At 73.0% G+C, this 22,259-nt stretch carries 20 protein-coding genes; 13 read left to right on the forward strand and 7 right to left on the reverse strand.

Going from position 1 to position 22,259, the window contains the following annotated elements; all coding sequences use genetic code 11:
• Positions 1 to 198 precede the first annotated feature (198 nt).
• Together IE219_RS26000 and IE219_RS26005 are read left to right on the forward strand one after the other, a co-directional pair.
• Positions 199 to 1,695, forward strand: a complete 1,497-nt coding sequence (locus IE219_RS26000; protein ID WP_189981765.1) for a PP2C family protein-serine/threonine phosphatase — start codon at positions 199 to 201, stop codon at positions 1,693 to 1,695.
• A 141-nt stretch (positions 1,696 to 1,836) separates the two neighbouring features.
• Positions 1,837 to 3,294, forward strand: a complete 1,458-nt coding sequence (locus IE219_RS26005) for an aminopeptidase P family protein (protein ID WP_189981767.1) — start codon at positions 1,837 to 1,839, stop codon at positions 3,292 to 3,294.
• Between the two features lie 128 nt (positions 3,295 to 3,422).
• Here IE219_RS26005 and IE219_RS26010 read toward each other — a convergent pair whose 3' ends face one another.
• Complete coding sequence (locus IE219_RS26010; protein WP_189981769.1) at positions 3,423 to 3,863, reverse strand: ATP-binding protein; 441 nt, start codon at positions 3,861 to 3,863, stop codon at positions 3,423 to 3,425.
• A gap of 204 nt (positions 3,864 to 4,067) precedes the next feature.
• On the opposite strand from IE219_RS26010, the gene IE219_RS26015 reads away from it, so the two are divergent.
• From IE219_RS26015 to IE219_RS26055, 9 genes are all read left to right on the forward strand, one after another.
• The gene (locus tag IE219_RS26015; protein ID WP_189981770.1) at positions 4,068 to 4,841 is read left to right on the forward strand and encodes a hypothetical protein; all 774 of its coding nucleotides are present in this window, start codon (positions 4,068 to 4,070) and stop codon (positions 4,839 to 4,841) included.
• A gap of 146 nt (positions 4,842 to 4,987) precedes the next feature.
• Entirely contained in the window at positions 4,988 to 5,713 is a 726-nt protein-coding gene (locus IE219_RS26020) for a YcnI family copper-binding membrane protein (RefSeq protein WP_189981772.1), read from the forward strand.
• A 173-nt stretch (positions 5,714 to 5,886) separates the two neighbouring features.
• Positions 5,887 to 6,621 carry an SCO family protein gene (locus IE219_RS26025; protein WP_189981774.1) on the forward strand — a complete coding sequence of 245 codons (735 nt, stop codon included), beginning with the start codon at positions 5,887 to 5,889 and terminating at the stop codon, positions 6,619 to 6,621.
• Complete coding sequence (locus tag IE219_RS26030) at positions 6,618 to 7,070, forward strand: copper chaperone PCu(A)C (protein ID WP_189981776.1); 453 nt, start codon at positions 6,618 to 6,620, stop codon at positions 7,068 to 7,070. The genes IE219_RS26025 and IE219_RS26030 overlap by 4 nt, the downstream gene beginning before the upstream one ends.
• A 21-nt stretch (positions 7,071 to 7,091) precedes the next feature.
• Complete coding sequence (locus IE219_RS26035; RefSeq protein ID WP_189981777.1) at positions 7,092 to 9,041, forward strand: copper resistance CopC/CopD family protein; 1,950 nt, start codon at positions 7,092 to 7,094, stop codon at positions 9,039 to 9,041.
• A gap of 6 nt (positions 9,042 to 9,047) precedes the next feature.
• Positions 9,048 to 10,304: an iron uptake transporter deferrochelatase/peroxidase subunit gene (efeB, locus tag IE219_RS26040; RefSeq protein WP_189981779.1), complete on the forward strand. Its 1,257-nt coding sequence runs from the start codon at positions 9,048 to 9,050 to the stop codon at positions 10,302 to 10,304.
• A gap of 150 nt (positions 10,305 to 10,454) precedes the next feature.
• On the forward strand, positions 10,455 to 11,390 hold the full coding sequence (pheA, locus tag IE219_RS26045; RefSeq protein WP_189981781.1) for a prephenate dehydratase: 936 nt from the start codon (positions 10,455 to 10,457) through the stop codon (positions 11,388 to 11,390).
• 544 nt (positions 11,391 to 11,934) lie between these two features.
• Complete coding sequence (gene serS / locus IE219_RS26050) at positions 11,935 to 13,224, forward strand: serine--tRNA ligase (RefSeq protein ID WP_189981784.1); 1,290 nt, start codon at positions 11,935 to 11,937, stop codon at positions 13,222 to 13,224.
• Positions 13,221 to 14,027, forward strand: a complete 807-nt coding sequence (locus IE219_RS26055) for an HAD family hydrolase (protein ID WP_189981785.1) — start codon at positions 13,221 to 13,223, stop codon at positions 14,025 to 14,027. Before serS ends, IE219_RS26055 begins: the two co-directional genes overlap by 4 nt.
• A 153-nt stretch (positions 14,028 to 14,180) precedes the next feature.
• On the opposite strand, the gene IE219_RS26060 is transcribed toward IE219_RS26055, so the two are convergent.
• Both IE219_RS26060 and lpdA read right to left on the reverse strand, forming a co-directional pair.
• Complete coding sequence (locus IE219_RS26060) at positions 14,181 to 14,750, reverse strand: rhomboid-like protein (RefSeq protein ID WP_373298887.1); 570 nt, start codon at positions 14,748 to 14,750, stop codon at positions 14,181 to 14,183.
• Positions 14,751 to 14,930: 180 nt separating this feature from the next.
• A complete protein-coding gene (lpdA, locus tag IE219_RS26065; protein WP_189981789.1) occupies positions 14,931 to 16,334 on the reverse strand; it encodes a dihydrolipoyl dehydrogenase in 1,404 nt (467 codons plus the stop codon).
• Positions 16,335 to 16,502: 168 nt separating this feature from the next.
• On the opposite strand from lpdA, the gene IE219_RS26070 reads away from it, so the two are divergent.
• Positions 16,503 to 17,219 (forward strand): FadR/GntR family transcriptional regulator, encoded by a 717-nt coding sequence (locus IE219_RS26070; protein ID WP_189981791.1) that lies wholly within the window; start codon positions 16,503 to 16,505, stop codon positions 17,217 to 17,219.
• Positions 17,216 to 18,652 (forward strand): CynX/NimT family MFS transporter, encoded by a 1,437-nt coding sequence (locus IE219_RS26075; RefSeq protein WP_229850012.1) that lies wholly within the window; start codon positions 17,216 to 17,218, stop codon positions 18,650 to 18,652. Before IE219_RS26070 ends, IE219_RS26075 begins: the two co-directional genes overlap by 4 nt.
• Positions 18,653 to 18,680: 28 nt before the next feature.
• On the opposite strand, the gene IE219_RS26080 is transcribed toward IE219_RS26075, so the two are convergent.
• From IE219_RS26080 to IE219_RS26095, 4 genes are read right to left on the reverse strand one after another with little or no spacing between them, the layout of a single operon-like run.
• Positions 18,681 to 19,400 (reverse strand): ABC transporter permease, encoded by a 720-nt coding sequence (locus IE219_RS26080; RefSeq protein WP_189981793.1) that lies wholly within the window; start codon positions 19,398 to 19,400, stop codon positions 18,681 to 18,683.
• Between the two features lie 16 nt (positions 19,401 to 19,416).
• The gene (locus IE219_RS26085) at positions 19,417 to 20,328 is read right to left on the reverse strand and encodes an ABC transporter ATP-binding protein (RefSeq protein ID WP_189981794.1); all 912 of its coding nucleotides are present in this window, start codon (positions 20,326 to 20,328) and stop codon (positions 19,417 to 19,419) included.
• Positions 20,325 to 21,227, reverse strand: a complete 903-nt coding sequence (locus IE219_RS26090; RefSeq protein ID WP_189981796.1) for an ABC transporter permease — start codon at positions 21,225 to 21,227, stop codon at positions 20,325 to 20,327. The genes IE219_RS26085 and IE219_RS26090 overlap by 4 nt, the downstream gene beginning before the upstream one ends.
• Positions 21,224 to 22,186 carry an ABC transporter ATP-binding protein gene (locus IE219_RS26095; RefSeq protein WP_189981963.1) on the reverse strand — a complete coding sequence of 321 codons (963 nt, stop codon included), beginning with the start codon at positions 22,184 to 22,186 and terminating at the stop codon, positions 21,224 to 21,226. Before IE219_RS26095 ends, IE219_RS26090 begins: the two co-directional genes overlap by 4 nt.
• Positions 22,187 to 22,259 lie beyond the last annotated feature (73 nt).

The raw sequence follows: 22,259 nt of genomic DNA on the forward strand, positions 1-22,259 counted from the left end.
GACGCGCTTTGAAACGACGCCAGTCGACCGCAAATGGTGCACACTGGGGGCAATTTTCAGCCAACTTCCGGCCCACTTCAACCCCTGTGCACGGGCTCCCGGAACACCTCCCGGACACCACAAGTCCCATGGGGACAATGCTGGACATCGCTCCTCGGGTGCGTGTACATGTGGAGACATCGAGCGGCGCACTATGACATGGGGGTTTGTGATGCCATGGCGTCAAACGCACCGGTCGGAAAGCCGACCGAGATGAGCTCCCCACACCTGCCGAAGCACCTTCCGAAAGTGGCCGGAATCGATTCCACGGTTCCGGCTCCACCGCACACTAAGGCGCCTCTCAGCGGCGTCCCCGCCGCTCCGGCGCACGCCGACGCGGCCCACGCCGGGACGGCCCCCGCCCCCGGCACCCTGATCACCGACCGGCTCGCCGGCCGGGTCTCCGACCTCACCACCCTCCACGAGCTCACCGAGCGGCTCATCAGGACCGCCACGCTCGACGAGGCCCTCCGCGAGCTGCTCGGCGCGGGCGCCGCCCTCGTCGGCGCCCGCCGCGGCCTGGTGATCCTCGAACCCGCCGACGGCCTCGGCCCCACCACCACCGTCGGCCTCGGCCTCGCCCACGCCGACCTCGGCACCATCGAGACCGTCCCGCGCGGCGCCACCGCCCACGGACGGCTCCTCGACGGGCTCCCCGACCCGGCCGACCCCACCCGCGTCCCCGAACCCGTCGCCGTCCACGACCTGAGCGCCGAGGAGAACGTCGACCCCCGCCAGCGCGAGGTCGCGGCCCGCCTCGGCTACGCCGCCAGCTACACCCTCCCCCTCGCCACCGAGGAGGCCGGCCGGCTCGGCGCCGGCGTCTGGCTCTACGACGAGCCCGCCGCGCCCACCGACCGCCAGTGCCACCTCATCGGCCTCTACGGCCGCTTCGCGACCGAGCACCTCGCCCGCCTCCTCCAGGTCGAGCGGGCCCGCGTCCAGGCCGCCACCGTCGCCGAGGAGCTGCTCCCGAGCCGGCTCCCCCGCGTCCCCGGCGTCCGGCTCGCCGCCCGCCACCGCACCGGCCCCCGGGGCGGCGGCGACTGGTACGACGCCCTGCCGCTCCCCGAGGGCGCCCTCGGGCTCGCCGTCGGCTCCGTCTCCGGCACCGGGCCGAGCGCGCTGGCCGCGATGGGCCGGCTGCGCGCCTCCCTGCGCGCGTACGCCGTCATGGAGGGCGAGGACCCCGTCGCCGTCCTCTCCGACCTGGAGCTGCTGCTCCGGCTCACCGAACCCGCCCGCTCGGCCACCGCCCTCTTCGCCTTCGCCGAACCCGCCCGCCGCACGCTCGTGCTGGCCGGCGCCGGACACGCCCCGCCGCTCCTCGTCGGCGAGCACCGCACCTCGTACGTGGAGACCTCGCTCTCCGCCCCGCTCGGGATGCTCTCCTGCTGGGAGGCGCCCAGCGTGGAGCTGTCACCCGCCCCGGGAGAAACGGTGCTGCTGTACACGGACGGGCTGCTGCGGCGTACCGGCGAACCCACCGACCGGGCCTTCGCCCTGCTGCACGCCGCCGCCGCGAGCGCCCCGGCGGCGGACCGCGCCGACCCCGGCGCGCTCGCCGACCACGTGCTGCGCGCCCTCTTCCCCGACGGGCTCGACCCCGCCGTCGAGGGCGAGGACGTGGTGCTGCTCGCGGCCCGCTTCGACTGACCCCGGAGGACGGCACCGGCGGCGCCCCGTTCGCCGGATATGAGCCATCACACCCGGTAACAGGTCTTCCGGCCCTGGGCCCCCTTCCGTACGACCGTACGATGGAGGGGGTTCAGTGTCGTACCAAGAGGAGGCAGACCCGTGGCCGATGAGCTCACTCCGGAGACCCCGGACGAGGCCGAGGAGCCGATCAAGCAGCGGAAGAACGGGCTGTACCCGGGTGTTTCCGACGAACTCGCCGAGAGCATGAAGTCCGGCTGGGCCGACACGGAGCTGACCGGGCTCGCGCCGATCCCGCAGGCCGCCGAGACCGCCGCCCGCCGCGCCGCGCTCTCCGCCCGCTTCCCGGGCGAGCGCCTGGTGGTCCCCGCCGGCAAGCTGAAGACCCGGTCGAACGACACCGAGTACGCCTTCCGCGCCTCCACCGAGTACGCGTACCTCACCGGCGACCAGACCCAGGACGGCGTCCTCGTCCTGGAGCCCGCCGGCGAGGGCCACGAGGCCACGATCTACCTGCTGCCGCGCTCCGACCGCGAGAACGGCGAGTTCTGGCTCGACGGCCAGGGCGAGCTGTGGGTCGGCCGCCGCCACTCCCTCACCGAGGCCGAGCAGCTCCTCGGCATCCCGGCGAAGGACGTCCGCGAACTGGCCGCCGCGCTCGCCGAGGCCACCGGCCCGGTCCGCGCAGTGCGCGGCCACGACGCCGGCATCGAGGCCGCCCTCACCGACAAGGTGACCGCCGAGCGCGACGAGGAGCTGCGGGTCTTCCTCTCCGAGGCCCGCCTCGTGAAGGACGGCTTCGAGGTCGCCGAGCTGGAGAAGGCGTGCGCCGCCACCGCCCGCGGCTTCGAGGACGTCGTGAAGGTCCTCGACAAGGCCGAGGCCACCAGCGAGCGCTACATCGAGGGCACCTTCTTCCTGCGCGCCCGCGTCGAGGGCAACGACGTCGGCTACGGCACCATCGCCGCCGCCGGCCCGCACGCCTGCACCCTCCACTGGGTCCGCAACGACGGCGCGGTCCGCTCCGGCGACCTGCTCCTCCTCGACGCCGGCGTCGAGACCACCGAGCTGTACACCGCCGACGTGACCCGCACCCTGCCGATCAACGGCCGGTACACGGAGATCCAGCGCAAGATCTACGACGCCGTGTACGAGGCGCAGGAGGCCGGCATCGCCGCGGTGAAGCCCGGCGCCGCCTACCGCGACTTCCACGACGCCGCGCAGCGCGTGCTCGCCGAGAAGCTCGTCGAGTGGGGTCTCGTCGAGGGCCCGGTCGAGCGCGTCCTGGAGCTCGGCCTCCAGCGCCGCTGGACCCTGCACGGCACCGGCCACATGCTCGGCATGGACGTCCACGACTGCGCCGCCGCGCGCACCGAGGCGTACGTCGACACCACGCTGGAGCCGGGCATGTGCCTGACCGTCGAGCCCGGCCTCTACTTCCAGGCCGACGACCTGACCGTGCCGGAGGAGTACCGCGGCATCGGCGTCCGGATCGAGGACGACATCCTCGTGACGGAGGACGGCAACCGGAACCTCTCGGACCAGCTGCCGCGCCGCTCGGACGAGGTCGAGGCGTGGATGGCGGCCCTCAAGGGCTGACCCCCGCCAGGCTTGAGGGGCCCCGCCGGAATCCGGCGGGGCCCCTTCCCGTGCGCCCGCCCGGTCCTCGGAGGCCCCGGTCCTCGCGTCGCCGGACCCCGGGCCGCCGGTCGCCGGTTCCCGGGGCGTCAGGCCATCAGCAGGGTCGGGGAGTCCTTCCACTTCAGGAGCTTGTCGAAGCTGACCACCGCGCCGCCCCGGCCCGACCGGCCGAAGTGCACGTGGTCGGAGAGCTCCTCGATCAGCCGCAGCCCCCGCCCGCTCTCCGCGTCCGCGCGGGCCACCGGCGCCGGTGCCCCCGGGAAGCCCGGACCCGCGTCGGCCACCTCGATGCGGCACGTCTCGCCGTCGAGGAAGGCCGTCACCCGGTACGCCTCCGACGCCCGCCCCGCACCCGCGCCGCCGCCGTGCTCCACCGCGTTGGCACACGCCTCGGTCAGGGCCACCGACAGCTCGTAGGACACGTCGGGATCGACCCCGGCCGTCTCCATGGTGCCGAGGAACAGGCGCCGGGCGAGCGGCACGCTCGCGGCCTCGCGCCGCAGATGGAGTGACCACCAGATGCTCATGCTCCAGCCTCCCGGCAGCGGCTCGACATACCCCTAGCTATTGCCGGTGGCGGCCCTCCGTAAGCGCTCCGGGGCGCCAAGAGCGCCCGTACGGCGGATACACCGGGCCGGGGAGCCGGTGTATGTCATGGCGAACACCCCCAAGGACGACCTTGCGGACCTGCCGCACGGCGACGGCGGGCCTGGTGCGATGATGGGCCCGCCATGACTGCCCCCGCGCTCGCTCCACGGCTGCTGAGGGCCGCGGTCTTCACCGCGGTCTGCGTCGTGCTGTCCGCGCTGGGACACTCCCTCGCCGCCGGTTCGGGCGTCCCCGCGTGGTCCCTCCTCGCCGGTTTCCTCGGCGTCTTCGGCACCACGCTCCTGCTCACCGGGCGGCAGCACTCCCTCGGCTTCGTCGTCACCGCCCTCGCCGGCGGGCAGCTCGGCCTGCACCTCCTCTTCGGCCTCGGCGGACACCGGTCCGCCCCCGGCACCGGCGCCGACGACGCGCTGATCCGGCTGGCCGCCAGGATCACCTGCGGGGACGTCCCCGGCTCCTTCACCCCGGCCGACGCCGCCGGGATCGTCACCCGCGCCGGACTCGACCCGGAGACGGCGCGGGCGACCGCCGGAGTGCACCTGGCCGGCGGGGCGCACCTCATGCTGCCCGGCCTGCCGATGGTCCTCGGCCACCTGCTCGCCGCCCTGGTCGCCGGCTGGCTGCTGCGCCGGGGCGACCTCGCCCTGGTCCGGCTCGCCGAACTCTCCGGGCAGGGCACCGCCGACCTCGCCGAGACCCCGCCGGTCCGCGCCCTGCGCGCCGCGCTCCGCCTCGCCCGGGCCCTGCTCGCCGGCATCCCGGCGCCCGCCCCGGCCGGTCCGCGCGGCCCGCTCCGCACCGCCTTCGACTCCTCGCCGCCGCCGGTGGCCGAGGCACTCCAGCACACGGTGATCCGCCGCGGCCCGCCGGCCGCCGCCTGCGTCCTCGCAGCCTGACGCGGTCCGCTCCACAGGGGAGCGGGGCCGCGCCCGTCCGTACGCGTCCGCCCGGGGTCCGCCCCGCCGGCCGCCGCGCCCGGACCGGACCGCCTTCCTCTTCCGGACCCGTCACGGGTCCCCCACCGAGCTGGAGTCTCCTCACCGTGAACGTCTCCCGTGTCCTGATCGCCGCCGGCACCGCCGCCACCTCCGTCGTGCTGCTCTCCGGCACCGCCTTCGCCCACGTGGGCGTGCAGCCGGAGGGCCAGGCCGCCAAGGGCGGCTACGCCACCGTGAACGTCAAGGTCCCCAACGAGCGCGACAACGCCTCCACCGTGAAGGTCGAGGTCAACTTCCCGGCCGACCACCCGCTCGCCTCCGTCATGCCGCAGCCGGTCCCCGGCTGGAAGGCCGAGGTGACCCGCACCAAGCTCGACAAGCCGCTGGACATGCACGGCAAGCAGATCACCGAGGTCGTCTCCAAGGTCACCTGGACCGCGAACGGCTCGAAGATCGGCCCCAACGAGTTCCAGCAGTTCCCCCTCTCCCTCGGCCGGCTGCCCGAGAACACCGACGAGCTCGTCCTCAAGGCGATCCAGACGTACGACAACAAGGAGGTCGTGCGCTGGATCGAGGAGCCGAAGGGCGGCGAGGAGCCGCAGAACCCGGCCCCCGTCCTGAAGCTCTCCGCCCCCGCTGGTGACCACGGCGCCCCGGCGGCCGCGGACGCCAAGGACGGCGCGAAGGCCGGTGAGAAGGAGGGCCACGCCGAGGCCGCCGCGGAGTCCGGCACCGACACCACCGCCCGCGTCCTCGGCGCGCTCGGCATCCTCGTCGGCATCGCCGGCGTCGCCTTCGGCGTCCTCGCCGGCCGCCGCCGCTCCGCCTGACATCCCCCGTCCCCACCGGCGCGTCGGCCCGTCCGGCGCGCCGGTGGGCCGGTACACCCCGTCAGTACCGGCGCGTCCCGGCGCCCGGTACCGACGGGCGCCCCGCGCGCCCCTCGCCCCCCGCACGTCCCGTACCCCCCGTACTTCCCGTACTTCCGAAAGACAGTCATCGCATGTCCACTGAGAAGACGCCCTCCTCCCCCCGCGACGGGGAGGCCCCCGCCGGCCGCTCGGCGCGGCGCACCCCGCTGATCGTCGCCGCGGTCGCGCTCGTCGCCGCCCTCGGCATCACCGCCGCCGCGGTCGGCCTCGGCGACGACGGCAAGGACCCCGCCGCCGCAGGCATCGCCCAGGTCGAGGGCGTCATCGAGAAGACCGGTGCCGCCACCGTCCTCGACCAGCCGTTCACCAAGCCCGACCTCGTCCTCACCGACACCAAGGGCGAGGAGTACGACCTGCGCGAGCGCACCAAGGGCAGGCCGACCCTGATCTACTTCGGCTACACCCACTGCCCCGACGTGTGCCCGACGACGATGAGCAACATCGCCATCGCCAAGAGGAAGCTCCCCCAGGCCGACCAGGACAAGCTCCAGGTCGTCTTCGTCACCACCGACCCCGAGCGGGACACCTCCGCGGAGCTGGCCAAGTGGCTGCCCGCCGCCGGCGACGCCTCCTTCGTCGGCCTCACCGGCGACTTCCCCGCGATCCAGGCCGCCGCCAAGTCCATCGGCATCGGCATCGACCCGGCGAAGAAGGAAGCGAACGGCGACGTCATCTCCATGCACGGCGCCCAGGTCGTCGCCTTCTCCCCCACCACCGACCAGGGCTACGTCCTGTACGGGGAGGACACCACCCCCGAGGACTACGCCAAGGACCTGCCGAAGCTCATCAAGGGGGAGAACCCGTGACCCGCCGCACCACCGTCCTCTCCTCCGCCGTGGCCCTCGCCGCCGCGCTCGCCCTCACCGGCTGCTCGTCCGGCGGCGGGGAGCCGGAGCTGAAGGTCAGCGGCGCCTACATGCCCCAGCCGGTCATGGACATCGCCGGCGGCTTCCTCACCATCAAGAACACCGGCGGCTCCGCCGACCGGCTCACCTCCGTCACCAGCACCGTCTCGGACGACGTCACGATGCACGAGACGAAGGGGCAGACGATGCGGCGGGTCGAGTCCTTCGACATCCCCGCAGGCGGCGAGCTGGAGCTGGCCCGCGGCGGCAACCACCTCATGTTCATGGAACTGAAGAAGAAGCCGAAGCAGGGCGAGAAGGTCAGCATCGAGCTGCACTTCGAGAAGACCGGGCCGATCGAGGTGGACGTCCCCGTCGAGGTCCCCAACTACAACCCCCAGCAGCGCTGACCCCGCCGACGGAGTGAGACAGTGACGACACGCACCGCCCCGCGCCCGGGAACCGCCCCGCGCCTCGGCACCACCCTGGCCCGGCTGCTGGTCCTCGTGGCCGCGCTCGCGGGCACGCTCCTCGCCGGAGCCTCCCCCGCCTCGGCGCACGCCACGCTGACCGCGAGCACCCCGGCGGACGGGACGGTGGTCGCCCTCGCTCCGAAGCAGGTCAGCCTGAGCTTCTCGGAACAGGTCGCGCTCGGCGCCGACTCCATACGGGTCCTCGACCCGTCGGGCCGGCGCGCCGACGACGGGAAGATCTCCGACCTGACCGGCGGCGGCCCCGCCACCTACGGCGTGGGCATGAAGGCCGGACTGCCCGACGGCACGTACACCGTCGCCTGGCAGGGCGTCTCCGCCGACAGCCACCCCATCGCCGGGGCCTTCACCTTCTCGATCGGCGCTCCCTCCGCCACCTCCGCCGTACTGCCCGACCAGGCGGCCGGCGGCGGTGCCGTCGGCGTGCTGTACGGGATCGCGCGCTACCTGTCGTACGCGGGCTTCGCCGTCCTCGTCGGCGGCGGCGCCTTCGTCCTGCTGTGCTGGCCGCGCGGCGCGGACGTGCGGCCGGTGCAGCGGACCGTGGTCCGGGGCTGGCTGGTCCTCACCGGCGCCACCCTGGTCCTGCTGCTGCTCCGCGCCCCGTACACCGGCTCGGGGAAGCTCGCCGACGCCTTCGACCTGGCCGGTCTCCAGGCCGTCCTCCAGACCAAGACCGGCGCCGCGCTGACCTCCCGGCTGCTGCTGCTCGGCGCGGCCGCGCTGTTCGTCGCCGTCCTCTTCGGCGCGTACGCCCGGCGCACCGACCCGAAGGAGCGCAAGGACCTCGCCTTCGGCCTGGGCCTGGGCGGCACCGTGGTCGCCGCGGGCATCGCCGGCACCTGGGCGCTGGCCGAGCACGCCTCCGCCGGTCTCCAGCCGGGCATCGCCATGCCCGTCGACATCCTGCACCTGCTCGCCGTCGCCGCCTGGCTCGGCGGGCTCACCGTCCTGCTGGTCGCCCTCCACCGGACGCCGTCGGTGGACCGCTCGGCGGTCGAGCGCTTCTCCCGGGTCGCCTTCGTGTCGGTGGTCGTCCTGGTGCTCACCGGCCTCTACCAGTCCTGGCGCCAGGTCGGCTCCTGGTCCGCGCTCACCGGCACCCGGTACGGGCAGCTGCTCCTGGTGAAGATCGGCCTGATGGCGCTGCTCGTCGCCCTCGCCTGGATCTCCCGCCGCTGGACCGGGCGGCTCGCCGGGCGGACGGCGGCCCCGGAGGCGGAGGCCCAGCCGGAGCCCACCGAAGAGGAGCTTGAGGAGCAGGAGGACGAGGCGGCCCTCGACGAGGCGATCGAGGAGGAGCGGGATCCCGAGCGGGCCGCCCAGCTCGCCCGGCAGCGCGCGGCCATCGCCACGGCCCGCCGCAAGCGGACCCGGGACGCGGACCTCGAACGCTCCGGCCTGCGCCGCTCGGTGCTGGCCGAGGCCGCGGTGGCCGTGGTGCTGCTCGCGGTGACCACCGTCCTCACCGCCACCGAGCCCGGCCGCACCGTGGAGGAGACCGGGCAGGGCGGCGGGGTCGCCACCGGCGTGGACGCCATCCCCGCCGCCCCCGGCGAGATCCGGCTGCCCTTCGACACCGGAGGCGCGAACGGCAAGGGGACCGTCCGGCTGACCCTCGACCCGGGCAGCACCGGGGCCAACACGCTCCACCTCTTCGCGGACCGGCCCGACGGCAAGCCGCTGGACGCCCCCGAGGTCAAGGTGAACCTCACGCTGAAGGAGAAGGGGATCGGCCCGCTGCCCGTCGCCCCGGAGCGGCTGCTGCCCGGACACTGGAGCGTGGGCGGCGTCCAGATCCCGCTGCCCGGCGAGTGGCTCGTCCAGGTGACGATCCGCACCTCCGAGATCGACCAGACCACCGTCGAACAGACCATCAAGATCGGCTGAGCCCCCGTGACCGACAGCGACACCCACGACATCTCCCGGCGCCGGCTGCTCGGCACCGCCGGCGCGGCCGGCGCGGCGGGGCTCGTGACCGGCGCGGCCGGGATCACGGCGGCCGTCTCGGAGGACGGCTCCGCGAACGGCTCCGGTGCCCCCGGGGCGCTCACCTCGGTGGGGGCGACCGCGGTGGCGTTCCACGGGAGGCACCAGTCCGGCATCACCACCCCGCTCCAGTCCCGGGGCCACCTGGTCGCCTTCGACCTGGCCCCGGGCGCCGGCCGGAAGGAGGCCGCCGCGCTGCTGCGCCGCTGGTCGGCGACGGCGCGGACGCTGATGGCGGGCGGGGCGCCGGCCGAGGACACCGACGTCGCCCGGGACGCGGGCCCCTCCTCGCTGACGGTCACCTTCGGCTTCGGCCGCACCTTCTTCGACCGGACGGGGCTGGCCGCCCGCCGCCCGTCCCAGCTCGACCCGCTGCCCGCCTTCTCCTCCGACGCGCTCGACCCGAAGCGCTCGGAGGGCGACCTGTGGGTGCAGGTCGGGGCGGACGACTCCCTCGTCGCCTTCCACGCGCTGCGCGCGCTCCAGAAGGACGCCGGGGGCGCGGCCCGGGTCCGCTGGCAGATGAACGGCTTCAACCGCTCGGCCGGGGCGACGGCCCGCCCGATGACCTCCCGGAACCTGATGGGGCAGGTCGACGGCACCAACAACCCCCGGCCCTCCGACCCGGACTTCGACCGGCGGGTCTTCGTCCCGGAGGGGGCGTCCGGGCCCCAGGCGTGGATGGCCGGCGGCTCGTACGCGGTGGTGCGGCGGATCCGGATGCTCCTCGACGACTGGGAGGGGCTGTCGCGGGAGAAGCAGGAGAGGGTCATCGGGCGCCGGAAGTCCGACGGGGCCCCGCTCACCGGCGACACCGAGACCACCCCGCTGAAGCTGGACGAGCGGGGCCCGGACGGGAAGCCGGTGATTCCCGTCAACGCCCATGCCCGGATCTCCGCACCCGAGCAGAACGCCGGGGCGGCGATGCTGCGGCGGCCCTTCTCCTTCCACGACGGGATCGGCGCGGACGGCGTCCCGGACGCGGGGCTCCTGTTCGTCTGCTGGCAGGCCGACCCGCTGCGCGGTTTCGTGCCGGTGCAGCGGAAGCTCGACCGGGGCGACGCGCTCTCCCCGTTCATCCGGCACGAGGCGAGCGGCCTCTTCGCCGTCCCGGGCGGTGCCGCCGAGGGCGAGTACGTGGGCCAGCGACTCCTCGAAGGCTGAGGGAAGCCGACGGGACGGCGGCCGTTCGGAGGCCGGGGGCTGTACGTGGGCCGGCGGCTGTCCGAAAGTCGGGGGTGTTCCGGGGGCCGACGGCTGTTTGAAGGCTGAGACGGGGCGGGGCCGGGGGGCCGGGCGCATTAGGGTGACGGCATGTCCGCCAACCGGTACACATACCTCGGCCCCGAAGGAACGTTCACGGAGGCCGCGCTGCGGAGCCTGCCCGAGGCGGCGCCCCGGGAGCTCGTCCCGATGGTCTCGGTCCCGGCCGCGCTCGACGCCGTACGGAACGGGGAGGCGGCCGCCGCGCTGGTGCCGATCGAGAACTCGGTCGAGGGCGGGGTGACGGCGACCCTCGACGAGCTGGCCTCGGGCGAGCCGCTGATGATCTACCGCGAAGTCCTGCTGCCGATCGCCTTCGCGCTGCTGGTGCGGCCCGGGACCGCGCTGTCGGACATCAAGACGGTGACGGGCCATCCGGTGGCCCAGCCTCAGGTGCGCAACTGGCTGCGCAAGCACCTCCCGGAGGCGGTGTGGGAGTCGGCCGCGTCGAACGCGGACGGGGCCCGGCTGGTGCAGGAGGGGCGGTTCGACGCGGCGTTCGCCGGTGAGTTCGCGGCGGCGACGTACGGCCTGGAGCCCCTGGTCAAGGAGATCCACGACGCGGAGAACGCGGAGACGCGGTTCGTGCTCGTGGGCCGGCCGGCCCGGCCGGCGGCGCCGACCGGAGCGGACAAGACCTCGGTGGTGCTGTGGCTGCGTGAAGACCATCCGGGTGCCCTTCTGGAACTCCTCCAGGAGTTCGCGGTGCGTGGGGTGAACCTGATGCTGATCCAGTCCCGGCCGACGGGGGCGGGGATCGGCAACTACTGCTTCGCCGTGGACGCCGAGGGCCACGTCTCGGACCGGCGGGTCGGCGAGGCGCTGATGGGTCTGAAGCGGATCTGCCCGCAGGTGCGCTTCCTCGGCTCGTACCCGAGGGCGGGCGCGTCCCGCGCGGACGTCCGGCCGCTGCGGCGGGGGACGTCGGACGAGGAGTTCACGGCTGCCTCCGACTGGCTGGCGAGGGCCCAGGACGGCAGGGCCTGACCGCGGTCCGGCGGCGGCCCGGCACACGGGCTTCCGCCACCGGACCGGTGACGACTCCCCGATCGTGACCGATCGCGGCGTTTCACGCGTTCGGTCGTCCACAGGTGCCCACCAATAGTCCTACCTGCATACTTTTCTGTTTCTCGGACTGGTTATCCACAGGCTTCCCACCCCACCTGGGGACAAGTCGACACCCGCGCCCGACAAGGTCGACAAATCACCCCACCCACCCCTCGCGCACACGCCCCCTGTCCACAACTCCCCCTGGGGCGCCACGTCAGAGGAGGTCCGCGCCACTCACCCTCCGGAGGGAGCGATTCCCCTCGAAATGGGTGCGGGAATGAAGTTTGATCAGCGGATTCCGAGGCCGCGGGGCCGAAATCCGCAGGATCCCCAACGTCATCCACAGAACTTCCGCACACCCTGTGGATAACCCACCCCACCAGGGTCTCCGGAGAATCCCCAAGAGCCCCAATTCCGGCAAATCAATACGCGCCCACCAATCGAGTGGGGTCGCATGAGTGCGCACCGGTAGCCTGGTGGGGTGATTGACCTTCGCCTGCTCCGTGAGGACCCCGACCGTGTTCGCGCCTCCCAGCGCGCCCGTGGAGAGGACGTCGGCCTCGTCGACGCCCTGCTCTCCGCCGATGAGCGGCGCAGGTCGTCCGGCGTCCGCTTCGACGAGCTCCGATCCGAGCAGAAGTCGCTCGGCAAGCTGATCCCCAGGGCCACCCCGGAGGAGCGCGCCGAGCTCCTGCAGAAGGCCGAGCAGCTCAAGACCGACGTCAAGGCCGCCGAGGCCGAGCAGCACGAGGCCGACGAGACGGCCAGGAACCTGCTCCTCCAGCTCGGCAACATCGTCCACCAGGACGTGCCGGTCGGCGGCGAGGAGGACTTCGTCGTCCTGGAGACGCACGGCACGATCCGCGACTTCGCGGCCGAGGGCTTCGAGCCCAAGGACCACCTGGAGCTCGGCGAGGCGCTCGGCGCCATCGACGTCGAGCGGGGCGCCAAGGTCTCCGGCTCGCGCTTCTACTACCTGACGGGCGTCGGCGCCCTCCTGGAACTGGCCCTGGTCAACGCGGCCATCGCCCAGGCCACCGAGGCCGGCTTCATCCCGATGCTCACCCCCGCCCTGGTGCGCCCGCGCGCCATGGAGGGCACCGGCTTCCTCGGCCAGGCCGCGGAGAACGTGTACCACCTGGAGAAGGACGACTACTACCTGGTCGGCACCTCCGAGGTCCCGCTCGCCGCGTACCACATGGACGAGATCATCGACGCGGACAAGCTGCCGCTGCGCTACGCCGGCTTCTCCCCCTGCTTCCGCCGCGAGGCCGGCACCTACGGCAAGGACACCCGCGGCATCTTCCGCGTCCACCAGTTCGACAAGGTCGAGATGTTCTCGTACGTCGCGCCCGAAGACGCGGAGAACGAGCACAAGCGGCTCCTGGACTGGGAGAAGCAGTGGCTCACCTCCCTGGAGCTGCCCTTCCAGGTCATCGACGTCGCCACCGGCGACCTCGGCTCCTCCGCCTCCCGCAAGTTCGACTGCGAGGCGTGGATCCCGACCCAGGGCAAGTACCGCGAGCTGACCTCGGCCTCCAACTGCGACGGCTTCCAGGCCCGCCGCCTCTCCGTCCGCATGCGCGAGGAGCGGGGCGGCAAGAAGACCGTCCAGCCGCTCGCCACCCTCAACGGCACGCTGTGCGCCGTCCCGCGCACCATCGTCGCCATCCTGGAGAACCACCAGCTCGCCGACGGTTCGGTGCGGGTCCCCGAGGTCCTGCGGCCGTACCTGGGCGGACGCGAGGTCCTGGAGCCGATCGCCAAGTGAGCGCCTTCCCCTACCGCCTGGTCGCGACGGACCTCGACGGCACGCTGCTGCGGGCCGACGAGTCCGTCTCGGACCGCACCCGGGAGGCCCTCGTCGCGGCGACGGAGGCGGGTGCCGCGCACATCGTCGTCACCGGCCGGGCCGTGCCCTGGACCCGGCACATCCTCGACGACCTCGGCTACGAGGGGATCGCGGTGTGCGGCCAGGGCGCGCAGGTCTACCACGCCGGCGAGCACCGGCTGCTGACCTCGCTGACCCTCGACCGGCAGCTCGCCGGACTCGCGCTCTCCAAGATCGAGGCGGAGGTGGGCCCGCTGGCGCTCGCCGCCAGCCGCGACGGCCTGGAGGGCGAGGTCCTGACCGGTCCCGGCTACCGGTCCCAGGAGGGCCCGCTGCCGTACGTGCCGTACGAGGACCCGGCCGAGCTGTGGGCGGCCCCGCTCACCAAGGTCTACCTCCAGCACCCGGTGCTGAGCGACGACGAGCTGACCTCGGCCGCCCGCGCGGCCGTCGGCGGCCTGGTCGACGTGGTCATGGCCGGGCCCGGGATCGTGGAGATCCTGCCGCTGGGCCTGAGCAAGGCCACCGGCCTGTCGCTGGCCGCGCGCCGGCTCGGCGTGAAGGCCGGGGAGACCATCGCCTTCGGCGACATGCCCAACGACATCCCGATGTTCGGCTGGGCCGCGCGCGGCGTCGCGATGGGCAACGCGCACGAGGAACTGCGGGCGGTCGCCGACGAGGTGACCACCTCCAACGAGGAGGACGGCATCGCCGTCGTCCTGGAGCGCCTGCTCGCCGGCTGACGCCGGAGCCGTACGTGAAGAAGGGCCCGCCCCCGACTGGGAGCGGGCCCTTCCGCGTACCGGCTCGCGCCGGGAGGAGGCGGCCCGCGCGGACCTGGATCCGCGCGCTCGAAGCGGCCGCCCCTCGGGGGATCCCCCGTTCCCCCCGCACAACTAGTGTGCTCCGGGCCCCCGTTCGGGAGCGAACGGTTTTCCGTGCGGCCGTCGGGTGAGCGGATAGCAGGCCAGTCCGATGCCGAGCGAGATCGCGTGCCCGAGGTCGGTGTAGGTCCGGTCGGTGAGCAGCGGGACCAGGAAGAAGGCGATCGCGCCCGCGAGGTAGAGCCGGCGCCAGGGGCGGGGCAGCCGGTAGGTGAGGATGCCGACCGAGGCGGCGAGCCCGTAGCTCACCCCGATGTCGACGACGTGGGCCATGCTGCGCGGCACCCGGTGGTGGGCGATGGCGAGCAGTACCACCTGCTGGCTGATCAGGGTCGCGGCGATGTGCGCGGTGGCGACGGTGAAGAACCACTTCGCGGTGCCGAGCCAGCGCTCCACGGGCGCGTGGAAGACCTCGAAGAGGATCGCGTAGAAGAACAGCGAGGCCGGGTTCTCGATCCAGAACGCGCTGCCGGACAACGCCCGCGCGGGGTGGTGGGCGAGCTGGTGCAGATTGCTGCTGTTGCGGTGCAGGAGGTAGTGCTCCAGGCCGTCCGGGGAGAAGGCGACGACCAGGCTGGTCACCGCGATGATCGCGAGCCAGACGTGCGTGCCGGGTGACGAGGCGATCCACGACCTGATCGGTCGGGACGGCTCGCCACCCGGAGCACGGGAAGGGGATTCACTCGGCACGCCCTGTGCCTATCACCCCTTCATACCGGGATTCCCCATTTGCGCCCCGCGCCGGGAGCGGCGGGCGGCGCCTCAGAAGTTGATCATGTGACCGGCGATGCCGTGCACCGCTTCCTTGACGGCCTCGCCCAGGGTCGGGTGGGCGTGCACGTTCCGCGCGACCTCGTGGACGGTGAGGTCCCACTGCTGGGCCAGCGTCAGCTCGGGCAGCAGCTCGGTGACATCGGGGCCGATGAGGTGGGCGCCGACGATCTCGCCGTGCGTGGCGTCGGCGACGATCTTCACGAAGCCGGTGGAGTCGCCGAGGCCGTGCGCCTTGCCGTTCGCCATGAAGGGGAACTTGGAGACCTTGACGTCGTAGCCCTTCTCGCGGGCCTGCGCCTCGGTGTAGCCGAAGCTCGCGATCTGCGGCTGGCAGTAGGTGGCGCGCGGGATCATGGCGTAGTCGAGCTCCATGGTCTCGGCGTCCGCGATGGTCTCGGCGGCGATGACGCCCATGGCCTCGGCGGTGTGCGCGAGCATCAGCTTCGCGGTGACGTCGCCGATGGCGAAGATGTTCGGCACGGAGGTGCGGCAGCGGCCGTCCACGTCGATCGCGCCGCGCTCGGTCAGCGCCACGCCGGTGCTCTCCAGGCCGTAGCCCGAGACGTTCGGCGCGAAGCCGATGGCCTGGAGGACCTTGTCGGCCTCCAGGACCTTGCTCGCGCCGTCCTTGCCGGTGACGGTGACGCGGACCTGCGGGCCGGACTCGTCGATGGCCTCGACGCGGGTCGAGGTGAGGACGTCGATGCCGAGCTTGCGGTACTGCTTCGCCAGCTCCTTCGAGACCTCCTCGTCCTCCAGCGGGGCCATCCGGTCGAGGAACTCGACGATGGTGACCTTGGTCCCGTAGTTGTTCAGCACGTACGCGAACTCGATGCCGATCGCGCCGGCGCCGGCGATGACGATCGACTTCGGGGCCTGCTCGGCGAGGATCTGCTGCTCGTACGAGACGACGCGGTCACTGAGGGCGGTGCCGGGCAGCAGGCGCGGGGAGGCGCCGGTGGCGATGATGCAGTTGTCGAAGGTGATCGTCTGCGTGGTGCCGTCGGCCTTCGCCACCTGGAGGGTGTTCGCGTCGAGGAAGGTGCCCCGGCCGTCGAACTCGGTGATCCCGTTCTTCTTCATCAGGAAGTGGACGCCCTTGACGCGGCCGTCCGCGACCGTGCGGCTGCGGCTGAAGGCGTCGCCGTAGTCGAAGGTCACCGTGCCGTCGACCTTGATGCCGAAGGTCTTGGCCTCGTGGTGGAAGATGTGGGCGAGTTCGGCGTTGCGGAGCAGCGCCTTGGTGGGGATGCAGCCGACGTTCAGGCAGACACCGCCCCAGTACTTCTCCTCGACGACCGCGACCCGCTTGCCCAGCTGGGCGGCGCGGATGGCGGCGACGTAACCGCCGGGGCCGGCTCCGAGTACGACGACGTCGAAGCGGTCTGACATGTCTGACTCCCGAAGGTGGATGAGGGTGTTCGGTCCACGTACGAGCCCACAGTAGTCCGGTCGCCCCGCCTCGCCCCGCCGGAACGAGCCACCTGTGGATTACTTGTAGGATGACTGGGCAATCGGGTGAATGGGAAGGCCGGACAAGCGGCCGGAGGGGTGGCACGGATGGCGGCACTGAGAGCGGCGGGGCGCACCTCGCTGGTGGACTCCGCGGTGGACCAGCTGCGGGCCCAGCTCGCCGAGGGCGAGTGGTCCGTCGGCGACCGCATCCCGACCGAGCACGACCTCGCCCAGCAGCTCGGCGTCGGCCGCAACACCGTCCGTGAGGCGATCCGGGTCCTCGTCCACGCCGGGCTCCTGGAGTCCCGCCAGGGCAACGGCACCTTCGTCCGCTCCACCGCCGACCCCTCCGCCGTACTGCGCGAGGTCCGGCACGCGGGCGCGCGCGACGTCCTCGAACTGCGGACCGCCCTGGAGGCCGAGGCCGCCCGGCTCGCGGCCGAGCGGCGCGACACCCACGACCTGCTGCGACTGCGGGCCGCCCTCACCACGCTCCGCGAGGAGGGCGACCGGAACGCCGACGCCGACCTCGCCCTCCACCTCGCGCTGGTCGCCGCCACCCACAACGCGGCCTTCATCGAGGTCTACCGCTTCTTCTCCACCCAGGTCCACGAGGTCCTGGTGGAGGCGCTCGGCGACCAGGAGATGCCGCCGGTCGACCTGGACGCCCACGAGGCCCTCGTCGCCGCGGTCGAGGCGGGCGACGCGGACGCCGCCGAGCGGCGGGCCCGCGACCTGCTGCGCGTCCCCCTGGAGTCCGTCGCGGCCCTGACCGCCCGGACGGCAGCGCAGGACCGGGAGCCCGGGAAGGACGCCCGATGAGCGGCACGGACACGCACGACGCACCGGACGCGGAGACACGCGGCGCCCGGGAGACGCACGGAGCGGCGGAGGCGCTCGGCACTCACGAGGACGCGGGGATACGCGGAGCGTACGGGGGCACGGAAACGCCCGGCACGCGCGCGGGGACCGCGGCGAGCGGCACGCGCGCGGGGCGGGGCGGGCCCGCCGGCACGCTCATCGACGCCGAGGCAGACGTCTGCCCCTCCCCGGCCGGGACCGCCGCCCGGCGGGCCCTGCTCGCCCACCCGGTGCTGCTCCTCGTCGGCATCGTCCTCGCCTCGCTCAACATGCGGGTGGCGCTCGCCGCCGTGGCCCCGCTGGTCGGCGAGATCGCCGGGCACTTCGGCCTCTCCTCGACCGCCAGTTCCCTGGTCACCTCGGTGCCGGTCCTCTTCCTCGGCCTCGGCGCGCTGGTCGCGCCCTGGCTGGGCCGCCGCTTCGGCGCCGAACGGACGATCCTCGCCGCGCTGCTGCTGCTCGCGGGCGGCATCCTGCTGCGGCTGCTGCCCTCGGTGGCCGCGCTCTACGGCGGCGGGGTCCTCGTCGGCACCGCCATCGCCCTGCTCAACGTGCTGATGCCCGGCCTGATCAAGCGGGACTTCCCGGACCGGGCCGCCGCCATGACCTCCGTCTACACCGGGGCGATGATCGCGGGCGCGACGGTGGCCGCCGCGGCGGCCGTGCCGCTGGAGGAGGCGCTCGGCGGGGGCTGGCAGGGCTCGCTCGGCTTCTGGTCGCTGCTCGCCCTGGTCGCCGCGGTGGCCTGGCTGCCGCAGGTGCTGATCGCCCGGGGCCGCACCGGCCACGAGGTGCGGACCGCCCCGGCCTCCGACACCGCCCCGGTGCGGGTCTGGCGCTCGGCGCTCGCCTGGCAGGTGACCCTCTTCATGGGCCTGCAGTCGCTCTGGTCGTACGTACTGATCGCCTGGATGCCGACGATCTTCACCGACCACGGGATGAGCCGCTCCGAGGCCGGTGTCGTCTTCGCCTTCAACAACCTGATCCAGGTCGCCGGGGCCTTCGCGGTGCCGCTCCTGGCGGGCCGGCGGCGGAGCCAGCGGCCGCTGGTGGTGCTGGTGACGTCCCTGGTCGCGGCCGGTTACGCGGGGCTGCTGATCGCCCCCGCCGAGGGCGCCTGGCTCTGGTCGGCCGTCCTGGGCGTCGGCCAGGGCGGAGCCCTGGGGCTCGCCCTGACCCTGATCGTGCTGCGGACCGGGGACGCCCCGACGGCCGCCCGGCTCTCCGGGATGGCGCAGACGGTCGGCTACCTGATGGCCGCCGCCGGTCCGCTGACGGCCGGCGCCCTGCACCAGGCCACCGGCTCCTGGGCACTGCCGATCTCGCTGGTCCTGGGCGTCTGCGCGGCGGCGGCCGGGGTCGGACTGCTCGCCGCCCGGGACCGTACGGTCTGATCCGCGACCGTACGGCCCGGCCCGTCGGCTACTCCTCGCCGGCCAGCGTCAGCCGGCGCAGCTTGTACCCGGCGAACCAGGTGGCGCCGACGGTGACCGCGACCAGCAGGGTCACCGCGGTCGGCAGGGCCACGTCCGACCGGATCATCCCGTCTCCGGTGACCTTCTCGGCGAGGGAGAGCGCCCACTGCTGGACGCTGAGGGTCCGGGCGCCCTCGATCAGGGAGCCGAACAGCGCCTCCCAGACCAGGGCGTAGACCAGGCCGATCACCACGGCGTGCCGGCTGACCGTGCCGAGCAGGAGGAAGAGGGCGCTGTAGGCGATGGAGGCGACCAGGGCCGCGACCATGTAGGCGACGGCGACCTGCTGCCCGTTCCCGTTCAGGATGAAGCCGGCGATCAGCGTCGGCACCGCCGAGAAGGCCATGGTGACGGCGATCGCCACGATCAGCTTGGTGGTGATGATCGTCCACCGCTTCACCGGCTTGGAGAGCAGGTAGACGATCGAGCCGTCGTCGATCTCCGGGCCGATCGCGCCCGTGCCGGCGATGACGCCGATCAGCGGGACCATGGTGGCGAGCGCGAAGCCGCCGAGGAGGTCGGCCGCGACCTGGTCGTCCACGCCGTGCAGCGCGCGGACGACCGTGGCGATGACCAGGAGCAGGCCGGGCAGGAGGAAGAGGATCCCCGCCCGGCGGCGGCCGAGCAGGGCCCGGTAGGTGAGCCGGGCGACAGTGGGGTCGTACATATCGGTCAGGCTCCTTTCAGGCCGCGACGAGATACGAGAAGACGGATTCGAGGGACTCGTCGGAGGGCGAGACCGTCAGCAGCCGGATGCCGTGCTCACGGGCCACCCGCGGCAGCAGTTCGGTGAACCGGCCGAAGTCGACGGCCTGGATCCGCAGTCCGCCCTCGGCGGCGTCCACCTCGATGCCGGCCGTCGACGGGTCGGCGATCAGCGCGGCGGCGAGCGCCCGGTCGTCGCTGGAGCGGACCAGGTAGCGGTGCGGCCGGTCGGTCATGAGGCGGCGGATCCGGCGGAAGTCGCCGGAGGCGGCGTGCCGGCCGGCGACGATGACCTCGATGTGGGAGGCGAGCTGCTCGACCTCCTCCAGGATGTGCGAGGAGAACAGCACCGTGCGGCCCTCGGCGCCCATCCGCCGCAGCAGCTCCATGAGCTGCATCCGCTGGCGCGGGTCCATGCCGTTGAACGGCTCGTCGAGCAGCAGCACGGCCGGCTCGTGGACGAGGGCGGAGGCCATCTTCACGCGCTGCCGCATGCCCTTGCTGTACGTGGCGATCTTCCGGTCCTGCGCGTACTCCATCTCGACGGTCGCCAGGGCCCGCTGGGCCTCCTTGGCGCCGAGGCCCTGGAGCTCCGCGTTGGCCACGACGAACTCGCGGCCGGTGAGGAAGTCGTACATCGCCTCCCGCTCGGGGACGACGCCGATGGAGCGGTAGACCGACTCGTTGCGCCAGACCGGGGTGCCGTCGAGGGTGACGGTGCCGGTGGACGGGTCGAGGAAGCCGCCCATCATGTTGATGAGGGTGGACTTCCCGGCGCCGTTCGGACCGAGGAGGCCGGTGACGCCGGGGCCGATCGACATGGTGATGTCGTTGACCGCGACGACGTTCCCGAACCAGCGTGAGACGTGGTCGATGTGCAGGGTGCTCACAGTCCGACCTTTCGGTAGCGGCGCATCAGGATCCCGTAGCAGGCGGCGACGAGCGCGAGGATCACCGCGAGGTAGACCGCCCCGGCCCCGGCCCCGACCTGCGCCTCGGCGGGGAAGGAGGCGGGGGCGCCGAGGAAGGCGTTCTGCAGGCCGATGACGAGGGTGATGGGGGAGAAGAGGCCGAGCCAGACGATGGCGCCGGTGTTGTCGGTGGCGTAGGCGATGCCCTGGAGGGCGGAGACCGCGCTGTACGGGATGGTGAGGACGCCGATCACCGCGGCGACGCCGAAGCCGCGGCGCGGCGTGAACGCGGCCATGACCAGGCCGATGCCGCCGTAGAGGACCGAGAGGACCGCGACGGAGACGAGCCCCTGGCCGAACATCCTGGCCTGCTCGGCGAAGTCCATCTTGGCCAGCATCGACCCGATCCACATGATCACCAGCGGGGTCGCGGTGAGGATGAAGAGGGCCGAGGACATCGCCCCGTACTTGGCGAGCACGTAGTCCACCCGCTCGATGGGGCGGGAGAAGTACAGCGGCACCGTCCGGAACCGCAGGTCCCGGGAGACCGACTGGGGCGCCTGGGAGGCGAGGAAGACGGCGATGACGAGCTGGAGGAAGACCGCGTACTGGGTGTACTCCCAGAAGAGGGTCTTGGCCTCCAGGTAGACCGAGATGGAGACCATGATGAGCGCCGGGATGAACATCACCGCGGCCAGCAGCATCGGCAGCACCTTCGACTTGGCGCTGCGGCCCAGGCCGTACGCGCCGCGCAGGGACTGCGAGTAGAGCGAGCGGCGGGCGTAGGCGCGGCCGAGCCGGGGGCCTTCGTAGGACCGGTATCCGATGTTGTGGATCCGGCTGGTGCCGGGGGCGGCCTCGGGGGCGGGAGTACTCATCGGGCCTGGGCCTCCTCGTGCTGCGCGGTCTCGGGACGGAAGACCTCGGCGATGTGGTGGCGGCGCTGCTCCATGCGGACCAGGCCGAGTCCGAGGCCGGCGACGGTGTCGCGCACCAGGTCGTACGTCTCCTCCCCGGCGGCCTCCAGGAGGAGGATGTGGCCGGCGCCGGGCAGGCCCTCCTCGACCCCGTCGTGGAGGGCGACGCCGGCGGCGGCGAGGGCGGCGCGCAGGGCGCCGGTGCCGTCCGGGTGGGCGTCGGAGTCGGTGACCTCGACCGCGAGGGTCGTGGTGGTGCGGGTGAAGTCGCTGGTGGAGCTGGACCGCAGCAGCTTGCCGCCGTCGATGACCACGACGTGGTCGCAGGTCCGCTCCAGCTCGCCGAGGAGGTGGGAGGTGACGAGGACCGAGATGCCGAAGTCGGTCCAGACGCGGCGGATCAGGCCGAGCATCTCGTCCCGGCCGACCGGGTCGAGGCCGTTGGTCGGCTCGTCGAGGAGGACCAGCTTGGGGTCGTGGACCAGGGCCTGGGCCAGCTTCACCCGCTGCTTCATGCCGGTCGAGTAGCCGCCGATGGGGCGGTAGCGCTCCTCGTACAGGCCGACGTGGCGCAGGGTGTCGGCGGTCCGCTCGCGGGCGGCGGCCGGCGGCAGGCCGGACATCCGCGCCATGTGGACGACGAACTCGGTGGCCGAGACGTCCGGCGGGAGGCAGTCGTGCTCGGGCATGTAGCCGACGCGCTCGCGGATCTCGGGGCCGTGCGTCGAGACGTCGAGGCCGAGGACCTCGGCACGGCCCTCCGTGGCGGGGGCGAGCCCGAGCAGGATCTTGATCATCGTGGACTTGCCGGCTCCGTTGGCACCCACCAGTCCGGTCACACCGGGCCCGATGTCCAGGGAGAGCCGGTCGAGAGCGGTCACCCGGGGGAACCGCTTGCTGAGGCTTTCGGTGGCGATCACAGTCACGGTTCGAAGGTAGTGGCGGATGCCACAGGGGTCGTCAGCCCTACGGATCGATGCCTCTCCGACTTAC

The organism is Streptomyces termitum, assembly GCF_014650175.1.
Lineage (GTDB): Bacteria > Actinomycetota > Actinomycetes > Streptomycetales > Streptomycetaceae > Streptomyces > Streptomyces termitum.

Bases quoted from the DNA above. Each gene is read 5' to 3' on its own strand.
- IE219_RS26025 (WP_189981774.1), top strand. From the start codon at position 5,887: ATGTCCACTGAGAAGACGCCCTCCTCCCCCCGCGACGGGGAGGCCCCC.
- pheA (WP_189981781.1), top strand. From the start codon at position 10,455: ATGTCCGCCAACCGGTACACATACCTCGGCCCCGAAGGAACGTTCACG.
- IE219_RS26010 (WP_189981769.1), bottom strand. From the start codon at position 3,863: ATGAGCATCTGGTGGTCACTCCATCTGCGGCGCGAGGCCGCGAGCGTG.
- IE219_RS26000 (WP_189981765.1), top strand. From the start codon at position 199: ATGGGGGTTTGTGATGCCATGGCGTCAAACGCACCGGTCGGAAAGCCG.
- IE219_RS26090 (WP_189981796.1), bottom strand. From the start codon at position 21,227: ATGAGTACTCCCGCCCCCGAGGCCGCCCCCGGCACCAGCCGGATCCAC.
- IE219_RS26080 (WP_189981793.1), bottom strand. From the start codon at position 19,400: ATGTACGACCCCACTGTCGCCCGGCTCACCTACCGGGCCCTGCTCGGC.
- lpdA (WP_189981789.1), bottom strand. From the start codon at position 16,334: ATGTCAGACCGCTTCGACGTCGTCGTACTCGGAGCCGGCCCCGGCGGT.
- IE219_RS26015 (WP_189981770.1), top strand. From the start codon at position 4,068: ATGACTGCCCCCGCGCTCGCTCCACGGCTGCTGAGGGCCGCGGTCTTC.
- IE219_RS26070 (WP_189981791.1), top strand. From the start codon at position 16,503: ATGGCGGCACTGAGAGCGGCGGGGCGCACCTCGCTGGTGGACTCCGCG.
- IE219_RS26075 (WP_229850012.1), top strand. From the start codon at position 17,216: ATGAGCGGCACGGACACGCACGACGCACCGGACGCGGAGACACGCGGC.